16 protein-coding genes are annotated in these 15,508 nt (G+C 72.8%); 10 read left to right on the top strand and 6 right to left on the bottom strand.

Going from position 1 to position 15,508, the window contains the following annotated elements; translation table 11 throughout:
• Positions 1-8 precede the first annotated feature (8 nt).
• Positions 9-761, bottom strand: a complete 753-nt coding sequence (locus AC1DXT_RS07435) for a class I SAM-dependent methyltransferase (protein WP_477060687.1) — start codon at positions 759-761, stop codon at positions 9-11.
• Positions 762-978: 217 nt separating this feature from the next.
• On the opposite strand from AC1DXT_RS07435, the gene pucL reads away from it, so the two are divergent.
• Complete coding sequence (pucL, locus tag AC1DXT_RS07430; protein WP_477060686.1) at positions 979-1,872, top strand: factor-independent urate hydroxylase; 894 nt, start codon at positions 979-981, stop codon at positions 1,870-1,872.
• A gap of 40 nt (positions 1,873-1,912) precedes the next feature.
• On the top strand, positions 1,913-2,386 hold the full coding sequence (locus AC1DXT_RS07425; protein ID WP_477060685.1) for a nucleoside deaminase: 474 nt from the start codon (positions 1,913-1,915) through the stop codon (positions 2,384-2,386).
• 24 nt (positions 2,387-2,410) lie between these two features.
• Here AC1DXT_RS07425 and uraH read toward each other — a convergent pair whose 3' ends face one another.
• Both uraH and AC1DXT_RS07415 read right to left on the bottom strand, forming a co-directional pair.
• Entirely contained in the window at positions 2,411-2,743 is a 333-nt protein-coding gene (gene uraH, locus AC1DXT_RS07420) for a hydroxyisourate hydrolase (RefSeq protein WP_477060684.1), read from the bottom strand.
• Positions 2,740-3,201 carry a 2-oxo-4-hydroxy-4-carboxy-5-ureidoimidazoline decarboxylase gene (locus tag AC1DXT_RS07415; RefSeq protein WP_477060683.1) on the bottom strand — a complete coding sequence of 154 codons (462 nt, stop codon included), beginning with the start codon at positions 3,199-3,201 and terminating at the stop codon, positions 2,740-2,742. Before AC1DXT_RS07415 ends, uraH begins: the two co-directional genes overlap by 4 nt.
• Positions 3,202-3,254: 53 nt before the next feature.
• Between AC1DXT_RS07415 and AC1DXT_RS07410 the strand changes: the two genes are divergently transcribed.
• Together AC1DXT_RS07410 and AC1DXT_RS07405 are read left to right on the top strand one after the other, a co-directional pair.
• The gene (locus tag AC1DXT_RS07410) at positions 3,255-3,803 is read left to right on the top strand and encodes a nucleotidyltransferase family protein (protein ID WP_477060682.1); all 549 of its coding nucleotides are present in this window, start codon (positions 3,255-3,257) and stop codon (positions 3,801-3,803) included.
• Positions 3,804-3,855: 52 nt separating this feature from the next.
• Positions 3,856-4,236, top strand: coding sequence for a YciI family protein (locus tag AC1DXT_RS07405; RefSeq protein WP_477060681.1), 381 nt, complete (start codon positions 3,856-3,858; stop codon positions 4,234-4,236).
• A gap of 180 nt (positions 4,237-4,416) precedes the next feature.
• On the opposite strand, the gene AC1DXT_RS07400 is transcribed toward AC1DXT_RS07405, so the two are convergent.
• Positions 4,417-4,791 carry a VOC family protein gene (locus AC1DXT_RS07400; RefSeq protein ID WP_477060680.1) on the bottom strand — a complete coding sequence of 125 codons (375 nt, stop codon included), beginning with the start codon at positions 4,789-4,791 and terminating at the stop codon, positions 4,417-4,419.
• Between the two features lie 41 nt (positions 4,792-4,832).
• Between AC1DXT_RS07400 and dinB the strand changes: the two genes are divergently transcribed.
• On the top strand, positions 4,833-6,014 hold the full coding sequence (dinB, locus tag AC1DXT_RS07395; RefSeq protein ID WP_477060679.1) for a DNA polymerase IV: 1,182 nt from the start codon (positions 4,833-4,835) through the stop codon (positions 6,012-6,014).
• Positions 6,015-6,039: 25 nt separating this feature from the next.
• On the opposite strand, the gene AC1DXT_RS07390 is transcribed toward dinB, so the two are convergent.
• Complete coding sequence (locus AC1DXT_RS07390; RefSeq protein WP_477060678.1) at positions 6,040-7,086, bottom strand: class I SAM-dependent methyltransferase; 1,047 nt, start codon at positions 7,084-7,086, stop codon at positions 6,040-6,042.
• A gap of 121 nt (positions 7,087-7,207) precedes the next feature.
• Here AC1DXT_RS07390 and AC1DXT_RS07385 point away from each other — a divergent pair, with 121 nt between their 5' ends.
• The 5 genes from AC1DXT_RS07385 (at position 7,208) to AC1DXT_RS07365 (ending at position 14,083) form a co-directional block, all read left to right on the top strand.
• Positions 7,208-10,039: an AfsR/SARP family transcriptional regulator gene (locus tag AC1DXT_RS07385; protein ID WP_477060677.1), complete on the top strand. Its 2,832-nt coding sequence runs from the start codon at positions 7,208-7,210 to the stop codon at positions 10,037-10,039.
• A gap of 107 nt (positions 10,040-10,146) precedes the next feature.
• The gene (locus tag AC1DXT_RS07380; protein ID WP_477060676.1) at positions 10,147-11,928 is read left to right on the top strand and encodes a family 43 glycosylhydrolase; all 1,782 of its coding nucleotides are present in this window, start codon (positions 10,147-10,149) and stop codon (positions 11,926-11,928) included.
• A 65-nt stretch (positions 11,929-11,993) separates the two neighbouring features.
• A complete protein-coding gene (locus AC1DXT_RS07375; protein ID WP_477060675.1) occupies positions 11,994-12,866 on the top strand; it encodes an alpha/beta fold hydrolase in 873 nt (290 codons plus the stop codon).
• A 28-nt stretch (positions 12,867-12,894) separates the two neighbouring features.
• Positions 12,895-13,197 (top strand): DUF5808 domain-containing protein, encoded by a 303-nt coding sequence (locus AC1DXT_RS07370; RefSeq protein ID WP_477060674.1) that lies wholly within the window; start codon positions 12,895-12,897, stop codon positions 13,195-13,197.
• A 61-nt stretch (positions 13,198-13,258) separates the two neighbouring features.
• Positions 13,259-14,083 carry an alpha/beta fold hydrolase gene (locus AC1DXT_RS07365; RefSeq protein ID WP_477060673.1) on the top strand — a complete coding sequence of 275 codons (825 nt, stop codon included), beginning with the start codon at positions 13,259-13,261 and terminating at the stop codon, positions 14,081-14,083.
• A 51-nt stretch (positions 14,084-14,134) separates the two neighbouring features.
• Here the strand turns inward: AC1DXT_RS07365 and AC1DXT_RS07360 are convergent, their stop codons facing one another.
• Positions 14,135-15,412 (bottom strand): alkaline phosphatase, encoded by a 1,278-nt coding sequence (locus tag AC1DXT_RS07360; protein ID WP_477060672.1) that lies wholly within the window; start codon positions 15,410-15,412, stop codon positions 14,135-14,137.
• Positions 15,413-15,508 lie beyond the last annotated feature (96 nt).

Here is a 15,508-nt window from a genome sequence, read left to right as displayed (position 1 = left end):
GGCCGCTGCTATGCGTGCGCCAGGAAGGCGGTGAACTCCTCACCGGGCTCGCCTTCGGCAAAGGCCCTCGGTGGCTCGATATTCCGAACGGTTAAGCCAGCCTCCGACGCGAGCTCGGTGATGGTGCGCCTGGTCTGCCAGTGGATCACCCATTCACGGTCGACTCGCTCCGGCGGACCGGTGGTGGGGATCCGCTCGTAGGTCACTGCGGTCCGTCGGGTACGAGTTGGCAGGTCGTAGTCCTCGGACACCGGTGTGTAGCGAAGGACGGCGCCGGTGTCGTCGAAGGCTTCGCGGGCTGTCCCGAGCTGTTCGACGGGCGTGGGCCCTGCAACCCACAGGGGAACCATGACCGTGCCGTCCGGCGCAAGGTGGCGACCGAAGACCTGGAGCGCGCGCAGCGCCACCTTGTCATCGGGGAGCAGCTGGAAGGTCGGGCCGGCCAGGTATATCGACCGGTACTGCCGGTCGAGGTCCATCTCTTCCATCCGCGCCACGGAGAGCCTGACGTCCAGTCCCTGCTGCCGGGCCGCCGCCCGCGCTTGGTCGATCATGTCCCGCGAGGAGTCGACGCCGTCGACGTCGAGCCCCTCGTTGACCAGGTCGAGCAGTGGCTGACCGGCGCCGCACCCAACTTCCAGACCTGGCTGGCCGTGCGCCCGTACGAACGCGGCGTACCGGGCGGGATCGAAGGTCTGAGCCTTCAGTGCCGAGTAGGCCTGAACGACAAGGCCGGTGTAGAAGTCTGCGGGATCGGTCACGCGGTGGTACCTCCACGGGTTGGTAGTCGAGCGCGCATCATCGAAGCATCCCAAGCCGTCGAGCAAGCCGGAGTGCCTATCTGGACGAGTTGGGAGACACGTCCTAGACCGCCGTCGAACGGCCGCGAGTACCGTCGACTGCGCGGGGCACCTCGTCCTCACCGGCGTCCCGGGAGGAGGAAACGCGCGTGTCACATCACCCAGGCACACTGCGGCAATGACCGCCCGACTACACGCCCACCAGTACGGCAAGGCCGAGACGCGCGTGGTGCGGATCGAGCGCGACTCGCCGCGCCACGAGATCCGCGACCTGAACGTCTCGACGGCCCTGCGCGGCGACTTCGCGGCCGCCTACCTCGACGGCGACCAGTCGGCGGTGCTGCCCACGGACACGCAGAAGAACATGTCGTTCGTCTTCGCCAAGACGCACGGGATCGACTCGCCGGAGCAGTTCGCGACGCTGCTCGCGCGGCACTTCGTCGACCACGTCGCTCCCGTCTCCGGTGCTCGGGTGGACGTCGAGGAGTACGCCTGGGTGCGCGCCGTGGTGGACGGCGCCGAGCACGACCACACGTGGGTCCGCAGCGGGCAGGAGGTGCGGACGGCGTCCGTCACCACCGACGACGCCGGCGCGACCGTCATCGCCGGCCTGCGCGACCTCACGGTGCTGAAGTCGACGGCGTCGGAGTTCCGGGGGTTCCTGCGCGACGAGTTCACGACGCTCGTCGACGCCGACGACCGCGTGCTGGCCACGTCGCTGACCGTGCAGTGGCGCTACGCGAGCACCGACCTCGACTTCGACGCGACCTACGCCGCCGTCCGTTCCGTGATCCTCTCGACGTTCGCGTCGGAGCACTCGCTCGCCCTGCAGCAGACCCTCTGGCAGATGGGCGAGGCGGTGCTCCACACCGTCGCCCAGGTGGTGGAGGTCCGCATCGCCGCACCCAACAAGCACCACTTCCTGGCCGACCTGAGCCCGTTCGGGCTCCCGAACCCGGGCGAGGTCTTCTTCGCCGCCGACCGGCCGTACGGCCTGATCGAGGCGGTGGTCGTGCGCGAGGGCGCCCCCGATGCGGGCGATGCATGGATCCGTTCGGTGGGCGCACCGTGACGCGCACCAACCGTCCCACCGCGACCCTGGGAGGTGGCGCATGAGCCCCGACGACGAGAGCTGGCTGTCCCAGGCGGTCGCCCTCGCGACCGCCAACGTGGCCGACGGCGGCGGTCCGTTCGGCGCGGTCGTCGTGCGCGACGGCGAGGTGATCGCGGTCGGCCAGAACCGCGTCACACGCGACAACGACCCCACCGCGCACGCCGAGGTCCAGGCGATCCGTGCGGCGTGCCGAGCGATCGAGAACTTCTCACTCGCGGGCGCCACGGTCTACTCCTCGTGCGAGCCGTGCCCCCTGTGCATCGCCGCCTGCCTCTGGGCCCGGGTCGACCGGGTCGTCTTCGCCGCCGACAGGACCGACGCCGCGCGTGCAGGATTCGATGACCGGGCCTTCTACGAGCTGTTCGCCAGCCACCGCGACACCTGGCCGATGCCCGTCGACAACCACCGGGTTCCCAACGCGTCCGAGCCCATGGACGCCTGGCTGGCCCGCGGCGCGCGCATCGAGTACTGACCTCGGGCCGCTCGGCTGCCCGCCCTAGCTCCCCCGGTACGTCGAGTACGCGAACGGGCTCAACAGCAGCGGCACGTGATAATGCCCGCCATCCACCACGTCGAACACCACCACCACCTCCGGGTGGAACCCCACCTGCCCGGTCGCCGCGAAGTACGCAGCGGTGTCGAACGTGAACCGGTACCGCCCGGGCGCGACGTGATCAGGCCCCAGGGATCGGGCGCGCCCGTCGTCGTCGGTGACCCCCGAGGCCAGGTCCGTCCACTGCCCGGCGTCGAACGCCGAGAGACGGACCGGCACCCCCGCCGCGGGCCGCCCGAGCGCAGTGTCCAGGACGTGCGTCGTCAGCTGGCTCATGACGCGAACAGGGTGCGCAGGCGCAGGAGCGCGATCTGGCGGAGCTGGTCGGCGACCTCGGCGGACTCGGCGCCGTCGGTGAGCTGGAGCCGTCGGTGGAGCTCGGCCAGGATCTCGGGCCGGCTGCGACCGGCGGCGCGGATCAGGAAGATGCGACCGAACCGCTCCTCGTAGGCACGGTTGCCGTCGGCCATCGCGGCGACGAGTGCGGGGTCGTCGGTGGTGGACGCGGCCTGCTCGGTTGCGGAGAGCCCGGTCGACCTCTCCCCGATGCGGGGGTGGGCGCCGAGCGCCTCGTCGACCTCGGCCGGGCTCAACGAGCGAGCCGCGAGGTCACCGACCCCGACGAGCGCGTCGACCGAGGGGTACGGGCAGCCCGACGCGACCTCGTCGACCCACCGGGCGACGTGCAGCGCGGTGGCGAGCCGCTCGCGGGTGTCAGGTCCGTCGTCGATCATCCAAGCCGCCCTCCGGTAGCGCTCCGCACTCGCGCACTGGCACCGTACGGGACGTGCCTCCCACCCACGCAAGCCTCTGCGGGATCGTGCTCGCCGCGGGCGCGGGCACGCGGCGTGGCGGCCCCAAGGCCCTGGTGGTCCCCTGGCTCGCCGACGCCACCCACCTGCTGCTCGACGGAGGCTGCGACCACGTCGTGGTGGTCCTCGGCGCGGCGGCACACGAGGCGCGGGCACTCGTGCCCGACGACGAGCGGGTCATCGTGGTCGTCGCCGAACGCTGGGCGGACGGCCTCGCGGAGTCGCTGCGCACCGGGCTCGCTCACGCCACCGGCGACGCGGCCGTCGTGACCCTGGTCGACCTGCCGGGCACCCCGGTCGACGTGGTCCGTCGGCTGCTGGCCGCCGACGGGGAGCTCAGGCAAGCCGTCTACCAGGGCAGGCCCGGACATCCGGTGGTCATCGCCGCCGACCACTGGCTGCCCCTCGCGGCCACCCTGCGCGGCGATCGCGGCGCCCGCGGCTACCTGGTGCGGCACGGCGTCGTCGAGGTCGAGTGCGGCGATCTGCACGACGGACTCGACGAGGACGTGTCGAGAACGTGAGGCCCCGCGCGTCAACCCCCCGACAGCACCCCGCAACCCCAGGAGGCACCCCGTGAAGTACCTCATCCTCATCCACTCGAACCCCAAGCCGTGGGCGCACCCGACGTCCCGGTTCACCGACGAGGGCCGCGCGCTGCCCGTCGCCGAGCACGAGGCGGCCGACCGGCAGTTCGACTCCCTGCTCGGCGAGCTCTCCGCCAGCGCCGAGCTGGTCACCGCGGAGGCCCTGGCCGACCCCGGGTCCGCCACGGTCTACCGCTGGCGCAGCGGTAGCTCGCTGGCGAGCGAGGGGCCCTACGCGGAGACGCAGGAGCACCTGGCGGGGTTCTTCCTCGTCGACTGCGCGTCCCGCGAGCGCGCGGAGGAGGTCGCCGCGCAGTTCGCCGGGCCCGGGAGCGTCGCGGAGCTGCGGCCGGCGTACGTCTGGGAGTGACGGGGGGCCCTTCGTCCCACCTGTCGAGACACCGGCAGGTGGACGATCGGGAGCGTGAACGCACCGTGGTGGCGACTGGCAGCAGAACGTGAGCAGACGAAGGAGTGCGGGACCGTCGTGGTCGACCGCACGGACGACGCCTCGGACCTCCTCCCCCCGTTCTACGACTGACCCGTCGCGTCACACGGTCTTCGAGCGCGTCTCGAACTCCTCGGAGACCGGCGGCAGCAGGCAGAACACCAGGCCGACCGGGTCCGCCATGACGGCGTAGTCGTCGTAGCGCGTGCGCAGGGTGGCGCCGAGCCCCTCCAACCGCGCGATCTCGGCCTCGAGGTCGTCCGTCTCGATGTCGAGGTGGTAGCGCGGCGTCGGGTCGTCCCCGATGTCCTGGGTCGCCACGTGCGGCAGCGAGGCGGCGTCCCGGAGCCCGACGAAGGGCTCGTCCGGGACCGGGTGGGGCGTCGCGGCGAGGGCGCCCGACCAGAACGCCGTGACCGCGTCGACGTCCTTCGAGGGAGCGTCGATGATGACCTCCCGGAGCATGATCCGGTGCATGACGGCACCCTAGTGTCAGAGGTACGTTCGAACATGTGTTCGTGCGCTCCACGATCCTGCATGCCGACCTCGACGCGTTCTACGCGTCCGTCGAGCAGCGCGACGACCCCCGCCTGCGCAACCGCCCGATCGCGGTCGGCGGCGGGGTGGTTCTGGCCTGCTCGTACGAGGCCAAGCGCCGCGGCGTGAAGACCGCGATGGGCGGTCGGCAGGCGCGCGCGCTGTGCCCGGACCTCATCATCGTGCGGCCGCGGTTCGACGCGTACGTCGAGGCGAGCAAGGCCGTGTTCGAGCTCTTCCGGCAGACGACCCCGATGGTCCAGGGCGTCTCCATCGACGAGGCGTTCCTCGACGTCGCCGGCCTGCACCGGATCGACGTCGCACCGGTGGACATCGGGGCACGGCTGCGCGCCCAGGTCCGCGACGTCGTCGGGCTCCCCATCACCGTCGGGGTGGCACGGACGCCGTTCCTGGCCAAGGTGGCGTCGCGGGTGGCCAAGCCGGACGGGCTGCTGCTGGTGCTCCCGGCCGACGAGGACTCCTTCCTGCACCCGTTGCCCGTCGAGCTGCTCTGGGGCGTCGGTGCGGTGACCGCCGCGAAGCTGCACGCGTACGGGCTGTTCACCGCCGGCGACGTCGCCGCGCTCCCGCGCTCGGTGCTCACCGGCACGCTCGGCCCGGCCGCCGGTGCCCACCTGTACGCGGTGGTGCACGGTCTGACCCCGGCGCGCGTGGTGGTGGGCCAGTCGCGCGGGTCGATCGGGGCGCAGCGCGCGATCGGGCACGGTCCGCACGATCCCACGTTCGTCCGGGCGGCCCTGCTCGGGCTCGTCGACCGGGTGTGCCGGCGGATGCGCAAGGCGGACCGGATCGCGCGGACGGTGGTGCTCCGGCTGCGTTTCGAGGACTACACGAAGGCCACGYGCTCGCGCTCGTTCGCCACCGGCACGGACTCCTCGGAGGACATCGCGGCCGCGGCCCTCGGCCTCCTGGACGCCGCCGGTCCGCTGATCCGCGAGCGCGGGATCACGCTGGTCGGCGTCGCGCTGACGGGCCTCTCGTCCGACGAGTTCGTGCAGCTCGCGCTGCCGCTGGACCACCCCGACCACGGCGGGCTCGACGAGGCCGTGGACGCCGTCGCCCTGCGCTTCGGCACGCAGGCGGTCGTGCGCGCGAGCCTGCTGCGCCGGGGCGAGGGGATCGCGGTGCCGCTCCTCGAGTGAGGACGGCCCCACGATCCCCCCGGTGTCACGGCCGGATCTCGTACGCGACGTTCAGCGCGCTCGTCGCGGCCCGACGGAAGCGGGTGAACCCCGCCGCCGCGGCGATCTCCCGGATCGCGGTCTCCCCCGCCTGCGCACCCAGCGCGTAGCCACCGGGCTGCGAGAGGCTGTTCGGCACGCACAGGAACAGCGACCCGGCGTAGTACAGCCGACCGACCGGGTGGAGGTTCTCCTCCAGCGCGTCGGACGCGGCGGGCTCCACCACCAGCCACGTGCCGTCCTCCGCGAGCGCGGACCGCACCCGCCGGGCGGCGGCGACGGGGTCGCCCATGTCGTGCAGGGCGTCGAACGTCGTCACGAGGTCGTACCCGGAGCCGCTGAAGTCCTGCGCGGTCGCCACCTCGAAGCCGACGCGACCGGTCACCCCGGCCTCGGCCGCCTTCTTGCGCGCGAGCTCGACGGACTCCCGGTGGTAGTCGGACCCGAGCACCCGGGTCCGCGGGAACGCCTGCGCCATGAGCACCGACGTCGAGCCGAGCCCGCAGCCGATGTCGGCGACGCGTCCGCCGTCGACCAGCTTCTGCTCGACGCCCTCGAGCGCCGGGATCCACGTCGGGATCAGCTCGGCCACGTAGCCGGGGCGGTAGAACGCGTCGCAGCCGACGAACACGTCCTCGTGGTGCTCGTGCCAGCCGACACCGGCGCCCGTGCGGAACGCCTCGGTGAGCTGCGGCTCGGCGCGCAGGTACCCGACCCCGGCGACGAACGCAGCCGACACGTTCGGGCCGTCGGGGTCTGCGAGGCAGTACGCCTGCTCCTCGGTGAGCGAGAACTGCGCGGTTGCCGGGTCGTACGTGACGTAGCCGCCGGCCGCCTGGTTGCGCAGCCACTCGGTCAGGTAGCGCTGGTCGTACCCGGTCCGCTCGGCGAACCCCTCGGCCGTCGCGGGGCCGTCGGCCAGCGCGCCGTACAGCCCGAGCCGGTGGCCGATCACGACCGCGCCCGCGGAGCCCGTCGCCCCCATGTCCGTGATGACCTGGCCGAGGAAAGCCCGCACCTTGTCGTGGTCCATCTGTCCTTCTCCTTCGTCTGTGCCCGGCCGGTCGCCGGGATGGGACGAGGCTCGCGGGAGCCGCTGTCACCGCGCTGTCACGGCCTGTCTCCGCGCTGACAGGCCGGGCATACTGGCGTCCATGAGCGCGACGGTCCCGTCGGTGCCGTTGCGGGTGGACGTGCTCGGCCCCCTCCAGGTGCAGGTGGACGGCGTCGTGGTGGACGTGCCAGGGCCCCGGCGCCGAGCAGTCCTCGCCCTGCTCGCCCTGGCCGAGGGACGCGCGATCACGGCCGACCTCCTGGTCGACGCCCTGTGGCCGACCGAGCCGCCGGAGTCCGCGCGCCAGGCGATCCAGACCCACGTCTCCCGGCTGCGCGCCCACCTCGGACCCGCCGCGGACAGGCTCGAGACGAGTCCGGGCGCGTACCGGCTCCGGCTCGGCGCCTCCGAGCTCGACCTCGCGCACGCGCGTTCGCTGCTGTCGAGCGCCAGGTCCCGGTCGACGCACGACCCGGGCGGCGCGCTGGCCCAGCTGCGCGAGGCGCACGCCCTGTGGCGAGGACCGGTCCTGGCCGACCTCGCGGACGTGGCGCCGGTCGCCGTGTCGATCGAGGAGTGCGCACGGTTGCGGCGGGAGGTCACCGACGCCCTCGTGGCGAGCGCGGTCGATGCGGGCCGGGCCGCCGACGTCGTCGACCTGGCGACCAGCACGTATGCCGCGGACCCGTTGCGCGAGTCGGCGGCGGTGCAGCTCATGCGGACGCTGGCCGCCGTCGCGCGGCCGGCGGAGGCGCTCCAGGTCGGCCGTGAGCTGCGGCAGCGGCTGGCGGACGAGACCGGCCTCGACCCCTCACCGGCGGTCGGGGAGCTCGAACGCGTGATCGCGGGCGGCGGCCCCGGGCGTGCGCCGGGTCCCTCGCTCGCCGCGCGACCGCCGACCCGGCTCATCGGACGCGCCGCCGAGGTGGCCGCACTCCACCGCGTGCTGGCCGACGAGCGCCTGGTCACGCTCGTCGGCACCGGTGGCGTCGGCAAGACGCGGGTGGCCCTCGAGGTCGTCACCCGCGCGCCRGCGGTGACCGTCCTGCTCCTTGCCCCGGTGACCGACCCGGAGGCCCTGCCCAGCGCCCTGGCGGCTGCGCTGCAGCTCGACGTCGTGCAGGGCGACGTGCTCGAGGCGTGCACGGCCGTGCTCAACAGCCAGCCCGGGATCCTCCTCGTCGACAACTGCGAGCACCTGCTCGACGCGGTGCGGGACCTGCTCGCCGTCGTCCTGCCCGCCTGCCCCCGGCTGACCGCGCTGGCCACGAGCCGCGAGCCGCTCGGCCTGCCCGGCGAGCACACGGTGCGCCTCGCTCCCCTCCCGCTGCCGGGGGCAGACGGCGACCCCGCGCACGTCGCGTCCGTCGCCCTCTTCCTCGAGCGGGCGGCCCGGGTGCGCGCCGATCCCGCGGGCTCCGCAGCGGAGCTGGCTCTGGTGGCCGACATCGTGCGACGGCTGGACGGCGTACCCCTCGCCATCGAGCTGGCCGCCAGCCGCCTGTCGGCGTTCTCGCTGCGCGACCTCCACGACCGCCTGGACCGTTCCCTGGACCTGCTGGGCTCGGGACGACCCTCCGGGGACGCCCGGCACCGCACCCTGCGCTCGACCGTGGAGTGGTCCTACCGGCTGCTCACCCCGGACGAGCAGCGACTGTTCCGGCACGTCGCGCCGTTCGTCGACGGGCTGGACCTCGAGTCCGCGGAGTGGCTGGCCGGCGACCTCGGGCTGCCCGGCGACCCCGGCGCCATGCTCTCCCGGCTGGTCGACGCCTCGATGGTCGACGCCCACTTCGAGGTGCGGACGCGCTACCGGATGCTGGAGACGCTGCGGGCGTTCGGTCTCGACCGGATCGGCGCGGCCGGGGAGGACGACGAGTCGGCTGACCGCATGCTGCGCTGGGGCGTCCGGCTCGCCACGAGCATCGAGGCCGGCCTGGCCGGGGAGGACGAGCCCGACGCGGACGCGATGCTGCGCCGCGAGCGTGCCAATCTGCGTGCGGTGTGGCAGCTGGCGCGCGGCCGAGGGGCGGTGGACGCGGCCGCCCACGTCGTCGTCTCCCTGTACGGCGCGATCGCCTACCGCGACCTCCTCGAGATCCGCGCCTGGGCCGAGGAGCTGGCTGCCGACCCGGTCCTCACCGGCCACCCGCGCGCCTCCGGCGTCCTCGGCGCCGCGGCCGAGGCCGCCTACCAGCGCGGCGACCTCGAGAGGGCCGCCACCCTCGCTCGCACCGGTGTCGAGCAGGCGACGGACGACCTCGGCCGCTGGTACTGCCACGTCCCGTGGTCGGTCGTCGCCCTGGCCCGGGGCAGCTTCGCCGAGGCCATGGAGCACGCCCGGGCCGCGACGGACCTCTCGCCGCGCCCCGACCCGTCGGGCGTGGCGGCGCTCGCCGCGCTCTACTCCGGCGACCCGGCGCGAGCACGCTCGCTGCGCGACGACGCCCTGGCCGGCGCGGTCTCCCCCACCGAGCGCGCGTGGGCCACCTACGTCGCCGGGGAGATCGAGAACGCCACCGACCACGCCGATGCGGCGGAACACCACTACCGCCACGCCGTCGAGCTGGCCCGCGGCTCGGGCGCCACCTTCCTGGTCGGCGTCGCGACCGTCGGCCTGCTCACCGCCCTGTCGGACCAGGGACGGGTCGAGGACGCGCTGCGCGGCTACCGCGACGTGATCCGGTACTTCGCGCGGACGGGCAACTGGACGCACCTGTGGGCCACTCTGCGGAACCTCGCCGACCTCCTGCGCCAGACCGGCGACGACGATGCCGCACGCCTGCTCTCGACCGCCGCCGACGCAGCCCCGGACGCGCCGGCCGTCGGGCCGGCCGCGGCCGCCATCCCCTCGGCGGGTGCCGGGACGCCCGTGACCCGAGCAGCCGTGCTCGACGCGGCTCTGACGGCGATCGCCGGGCGCGTCGGCTAGCGGAACCGGTCCGCGATCCACATTCCGGACATCATGTACATCGTTGTAGAACGGTGCCAGGATGAACGCGGCCGACCCCACGACGATGTGGAAGACGAGGATTTCCGATGAGACGCACGCCCCTGTCCCTGGTCCTGCTGGTGATCGCCGCCCTGCTCGGGCTGGTCGCCCCCGCCACCGCGGCGACCGCCGGTGGACACACCCCGTCGCCGGCCACCCGCCCGGTCGACCCCATCGCGCACGACCCGACGATGGTCAAGGAGAAGGGCTGGTACTACGTCGCGATCACCGGTGACGCCGCGTTCGACGACACCTACCTCCCGCTCAAGCGCTCCCGCGACCTGGTGCACTGGGAGGAGCTCGGGCCCGTGCTCACCGAGCTGCCGGCCTGGGTCCTCGAGTCGCTCGGCGTGACGGAGGCGCCGCGCGACGCCTGGGCGCCCGACCTCAGCTGGTCCGGCACCGAGTGGCGGCTGTACTACGCAGTCTCCCAGTTCGGCACCAACAACTCGGTCATCGGACTGCTCACCTCGCCGACCTTGGCGAACCCGCGGTGGGAGGACCAGGGCCTCGTCGTCCGCTCGCAGCCGGGCGTCGACACGTTCAACGCCATCGACCCGAACCTCGTCACGGACGCCGACGGCGGCACCTGGCTCTCGTTCGGCTCGTTCTTCTCCGGCATCCACCTCGTGCCGCTCGACGCCACGACCGGCACGCCGGTCGCCGGCGAGCAGCCCGTCGCGATCGCCCGTCGCGCGTTCCCGCCGAACGCCGAGGAGAACCCGACGATCGCGTTCCACGACGGCTACTACTACCTGTTCGTGTCCTGGGACTACTGCTGCCGCAGCGTGGAGAGCGACTACCGGACCATGGTCGGCCGCTCGCCGAGCCTGACCGGCCCGTACGTCGACGCCGACGGCGTGCCGCTGCTCGACGCCAAGGGCGGCACCGAGGTCCTGCGCGGCTACAACGAGTTCGTCGGCGCCGGCGGCGGCGACCTGCTGATGGACAAGAACGGCCGCACCGGGTACTTCGTGAACCACTACTACGACGCGACGGACGGCGGCGCACCCCGCCTGAACGTCCGGAAGCTCACCTGGGGACGGGACGGGTGGCCGGTGATCAGCGACCCGATCAACCCGAGCCGCGCGATCGGCCACGGCGATCCCTTCGTGCAGATCGTCCCGCGCGACGGCACCGCGGTCGTCGAGAACGCCGGCTGCGGCTACGAGGGCGCCAACATCGCGCTCTGGACCGACCTCGACAACGCGTGCCAGCAGTGGCAGCTGTCCGACCGTGGCACCGGCACCCGGATCCTCAACCGGTTCAGCAACAACGTGGCCGAGGTGGGCGCCTGCACCAACGTCGACGGTGGCAACGTGGCCCAGTGGGGCTGGCTCGGGTTCCTGCCGAACAACTACTGCCAGCGCTGGAGCTTCTCCGCCGCGGGCGACGGCTGGACCACCGTGGCCAGCATCCTGCCCGGCAACCGGGCGTGGACGGTCCAGGGCGGTCCCGTCGCGGGCAGCAACCTCGCGATCAGCTCCCCGACCGGCGGCGCGGACCAGCAGTTCCGGTTCGAGCCCGTCGGCGAGGTGCTGCTGGCCGACCCGACGGACCAGACGACCCTCACCGCGCCGCGCGCGCACACGGGTGCGGTCACGTTCCGGCCGCGCGACGAGCGCGCCCGTCAGACGTGGGTCCTCGAGCCGGTGGCCGGGACCGCCGGGTACACCGTGCGCACCACCGAGCGGGGCGGTTGCCTCGGCACGGACCTCCGGCTCGTCCACACGGGGTGCGGCACCTGGACCCTGAGCCCGACGGACGACGGCACATGGTCGCTGAGCAGCGCCGGAACCACCCAGGCGGTGCGGCTGCTGCTGCCCTGACCCTCGACCGGACGCGGTCGGGGCCCCGATACTGGCAGGGGCCTCGACCGCATCCGGAGGATCACATGACGACCGCCACGACCCACACCCTGGACGTGCCCGGAGCCACGCTCACCTATGACGTCCGCGGCCCGCTCCCCCCGGCGGACGGCCGCCCGCCGCTGCTGCTCATCGCGCAGCCCATGGACGCGTCCGGGTTCGGCACGCTCGCCTCGTACTTCCCGGACCGGACCGTGGTCACGTACGACCCGCGTGGCCTCGGCCGGAGCACGCGCAGCGACGGTGAGACCGCGAACACCCCGCAGCAGCAGGCCGACGACCTGCACCGGCTCATCGCCGAGCTCGGCGGGACCGTCGACCTCCTCGGCAGCAGCGGGGGCGCGGTCACCGGGCTGCACCTGGTCTCCGCGCACCCCGACGACGTCCGCACCTTCGTCGCGCACGAGCCGCCCCTGCTGGGCGTGCTGCCGGATGCCCAGGAGGCGTTCTCCGCGGAGAAGAAGGTCCAGGACGCGTACCACCAGCGCGGCTGGGGCGCGGGCATGGCGGCGTTCATCGCGCTGACGTCCTGGGAGGGCGAGCTCACCGACGACTTCGGCTCCGAGCTGCCCGACCCGGCCGGCTTCGGTCTGCCGACCGGCGACGACGGGTCCCGCGCCGACCCGCTGCTGTCCGGCATCTCCAACGCGATCACGGCCTACCAGCCGGACGTCCCGGCGCTCACCGCGGCGTCGACGCGCGTGGTGGTCGCCGCCGGCATCGAGAGCACGGGCACGCTCACCTGGCGCACCTCGTCCGCGCTCGCCGACGAGCTCGACCAGGAGCTCACCGTCTTCCCCAGCAACCACGGCGGGTTCCTGGGCGACGAGTACGGGCAGCCGGGGCAGCCGGAGGCGTTCGCCGCCAGGCTGCGCGAGGTGCTCGAGGCTGCGCGCTGATCAGGAGAGGTCCAACGAAGGAGTCGACATGGCAACGCACGACGAGGACAGCAGTGGGCTCGACCTCCAGAAGCTGATCCGCCTGATCACCCTGGCCCTGGCCGTCGCCGCCGTGGTCAAGGAGCTGCGGCGCCCCGCGGAGGAGCGCGAGTGGCACGGCCAGGTGGCGGGGTTCGTCCCCTACGACTTCCGGGTGCCGACGGTGGCGCGGTTCAAGGAGCGCATGTGGGACCCCGAGGGCGCCCACGTGATCAGCCCGCGCGTGTTCGGAGTCGGCTGGACGCTGAACGCCGGCCGCATCGTGGAGCTCGTCCGGCAGCGGGTGACCTAGGCAACCGGGCGGTGCCCGCTTAGTCTCGGATGACCGTTCCCGAGCTCCCGGAGGGTCACCCATGGGCACGATCACGACGACCGACGGCACCAAGATCTTCTACAAGGACTGGGGGTCAGGACAGCCGCTCGTCTTCAGCCACGGCTGGCCGCTCTCGGCCGACGACTGGGACACCCAGCTGCTGTTCTTCCTCCAGCACGGCTACCGCGTCATCGCGCACGACCGCCGCGGCCACGGCCGGTCCACGCAGACGAGCGACGGCCACGACATGGACCACTACGCCGACGACCTGGCCGCCCTGACCGAGCACCTCGACCTGCACGACGCCGTCCACATCGGCCACTCCACCGGCGGCGGCGAGGTCGTGCACTACATCGCCCGGCACGGCGAGAGCCGCGTCGCCAAGGCGGTCCTGATCAGCGCGGTGCCGCCGATCATGGTCCAGACCGACGCCAACCCCGGTGGCCTGCCGAAGGCCGTGTTCGACGGGCTGCAGGAGCAGGTGGCCACCAACCGGTCGAACTTCTACCGGGCCCTGGCCGCCACCGAGTTCTACGGCTTCAACCGGCCCGGCCGCGACCCGTCCGAGGCGATCATCGAGAACTGGTGGCGCCAGGGGATGATGGGCGGCGCCAAGGCGCACTACGACGGCATCGTCGCGTTCTCGCAGACCGACTTCACCGAGGACCTGAAGAAGATCACCGTCCCCGTGCTCGTCATGCACGGCGACGACGACCAGGTGGTCCCCTACGCCGACTCCGCACCGCTCTCAGCGCAGCTGCTGCAGAACGGCACCCTGAAGACCTATCCCGGGTTCCCGCACGGTATGCCGACCACCGAGGCCGCGACGATCAACGCGGACCTGCTGGAGTTCCTCCAGTCCTGAGCACGGACGACGAGGGCGGCTGCACGTCTGCACAGCCGCCCTCGTCGTGCGTCAGCGCCGGCCGCGCATCGCGTCCAGGACCACCGTGAACACGTCGGTGTTGTCCTGCGACCGCGCCAGCCGCTCGGCCCCCGGCCCCTCGGCGGTCAGCGGCGTCGCGGCGCCCGTGTGCCCGCTCGTCGTCCAGTCGATCGTGAACTGCAGGTCGCTGTTCGCGATCGGGAACGGCCCGTCCTCGAGACTCTGCAGGACGCCGGGGACGGTGCTCGTCGGGTCGCCCGACTCGTCGCTCGACGAGACGTTCTCGATGGCCAGCCCACCGGTCTCGTGGTCACCGACCACGACGACCAGGGTGCCGGGGTGCGACGCGGCGAACTGCCGGACCAGGGCCACCGTGGCGTCGAGGGCCTGACCGGCCTTCAGGGTGAGCGCGGCGTTGTTGGCGTGCTCCATCTCGTCGATGGCCTCCTCCTCGACCAGGAGGAAGAAGCCCCGCCGGTCCTGGGAGAGCACCTCGAGGGCCTTCGCCGTCATGTCCGTCAGCGGCACCACCGGCGCGTACTCGTCGCCCTGCCCCTCGGGGAACTGCTCGAACATCTCCTCGTTGGCGAACAGCCCGAGGATCTTCTCGGAGTCCGTCGCCGCGAGCTCCGCAGGGGTGCTGACGTAGTCGTAGCCGGCACCCTCGGCCAGCTCGACCAGGTTGCCGATGGTGCTCTTGCTCACCTCCGGACGCGGGTCCGCCGGGTCGTCCGGGTAGGCCCCCGGATCGCCCACGGGGTACCACCAGTCCTCGCCGCCGCCGAGGATGACGTCCGGCTGCGTGACCTCGATGAACTGGCGCGCGATCTCGCTCTGGTCGCCGCGGTCGGGCACGTGCGAGCCGAACGCGGCGGGTGTGGCGTCCGTCACCTGCGCCGTCGACACCAGTCCCGTCGACTTGCGCAGATCGTTCGCGTACTCGAGCAGCGTCTTCACCGGGGTGCCGTCGACATCCACGGACACGGCCCCGTTGTACGTGCGCACGCCCGCGGCGAACGCCGTCGCACCGGCGGCGGAGTCGGTGACCGCCTCCTCCGGGTCCGCCGAGTCGGTGTGCGTCCACCCCGCGTACCGCAGCGAGTCCATCTCCAGCTGGCCGTCCTGACCGACGGTCGCGAGCCGCGTGGCCTCCCTCGCCGCGATGCTCAGGCCGTCGCCGACCATGAAGATCACGTTCTTGGCCACCACGCGGTCGTTGCCGCGTCCGCGGTCGACGCCGTCACCGCCCGTCGCGACCCCGCCCGTCACCAGCCCGGCCGCAAGCACCGCGGCGCCGCCGGCTCCCATCCATGTGCGTCGTGAGCTGAGCATCTCTGCCGTCCCTCGGTCGAACTTCGCTGTTCACCTTGACGTCGGCCGGAGCATCCCCCGTGCCGCCCATCG

It is taken from the genome of Cellulomonas sp. P1_G12_2, assembly GCF_056405535.1.
This window is presented reverse-complemented; position numbering and strand designations above follow the sequence as displayed.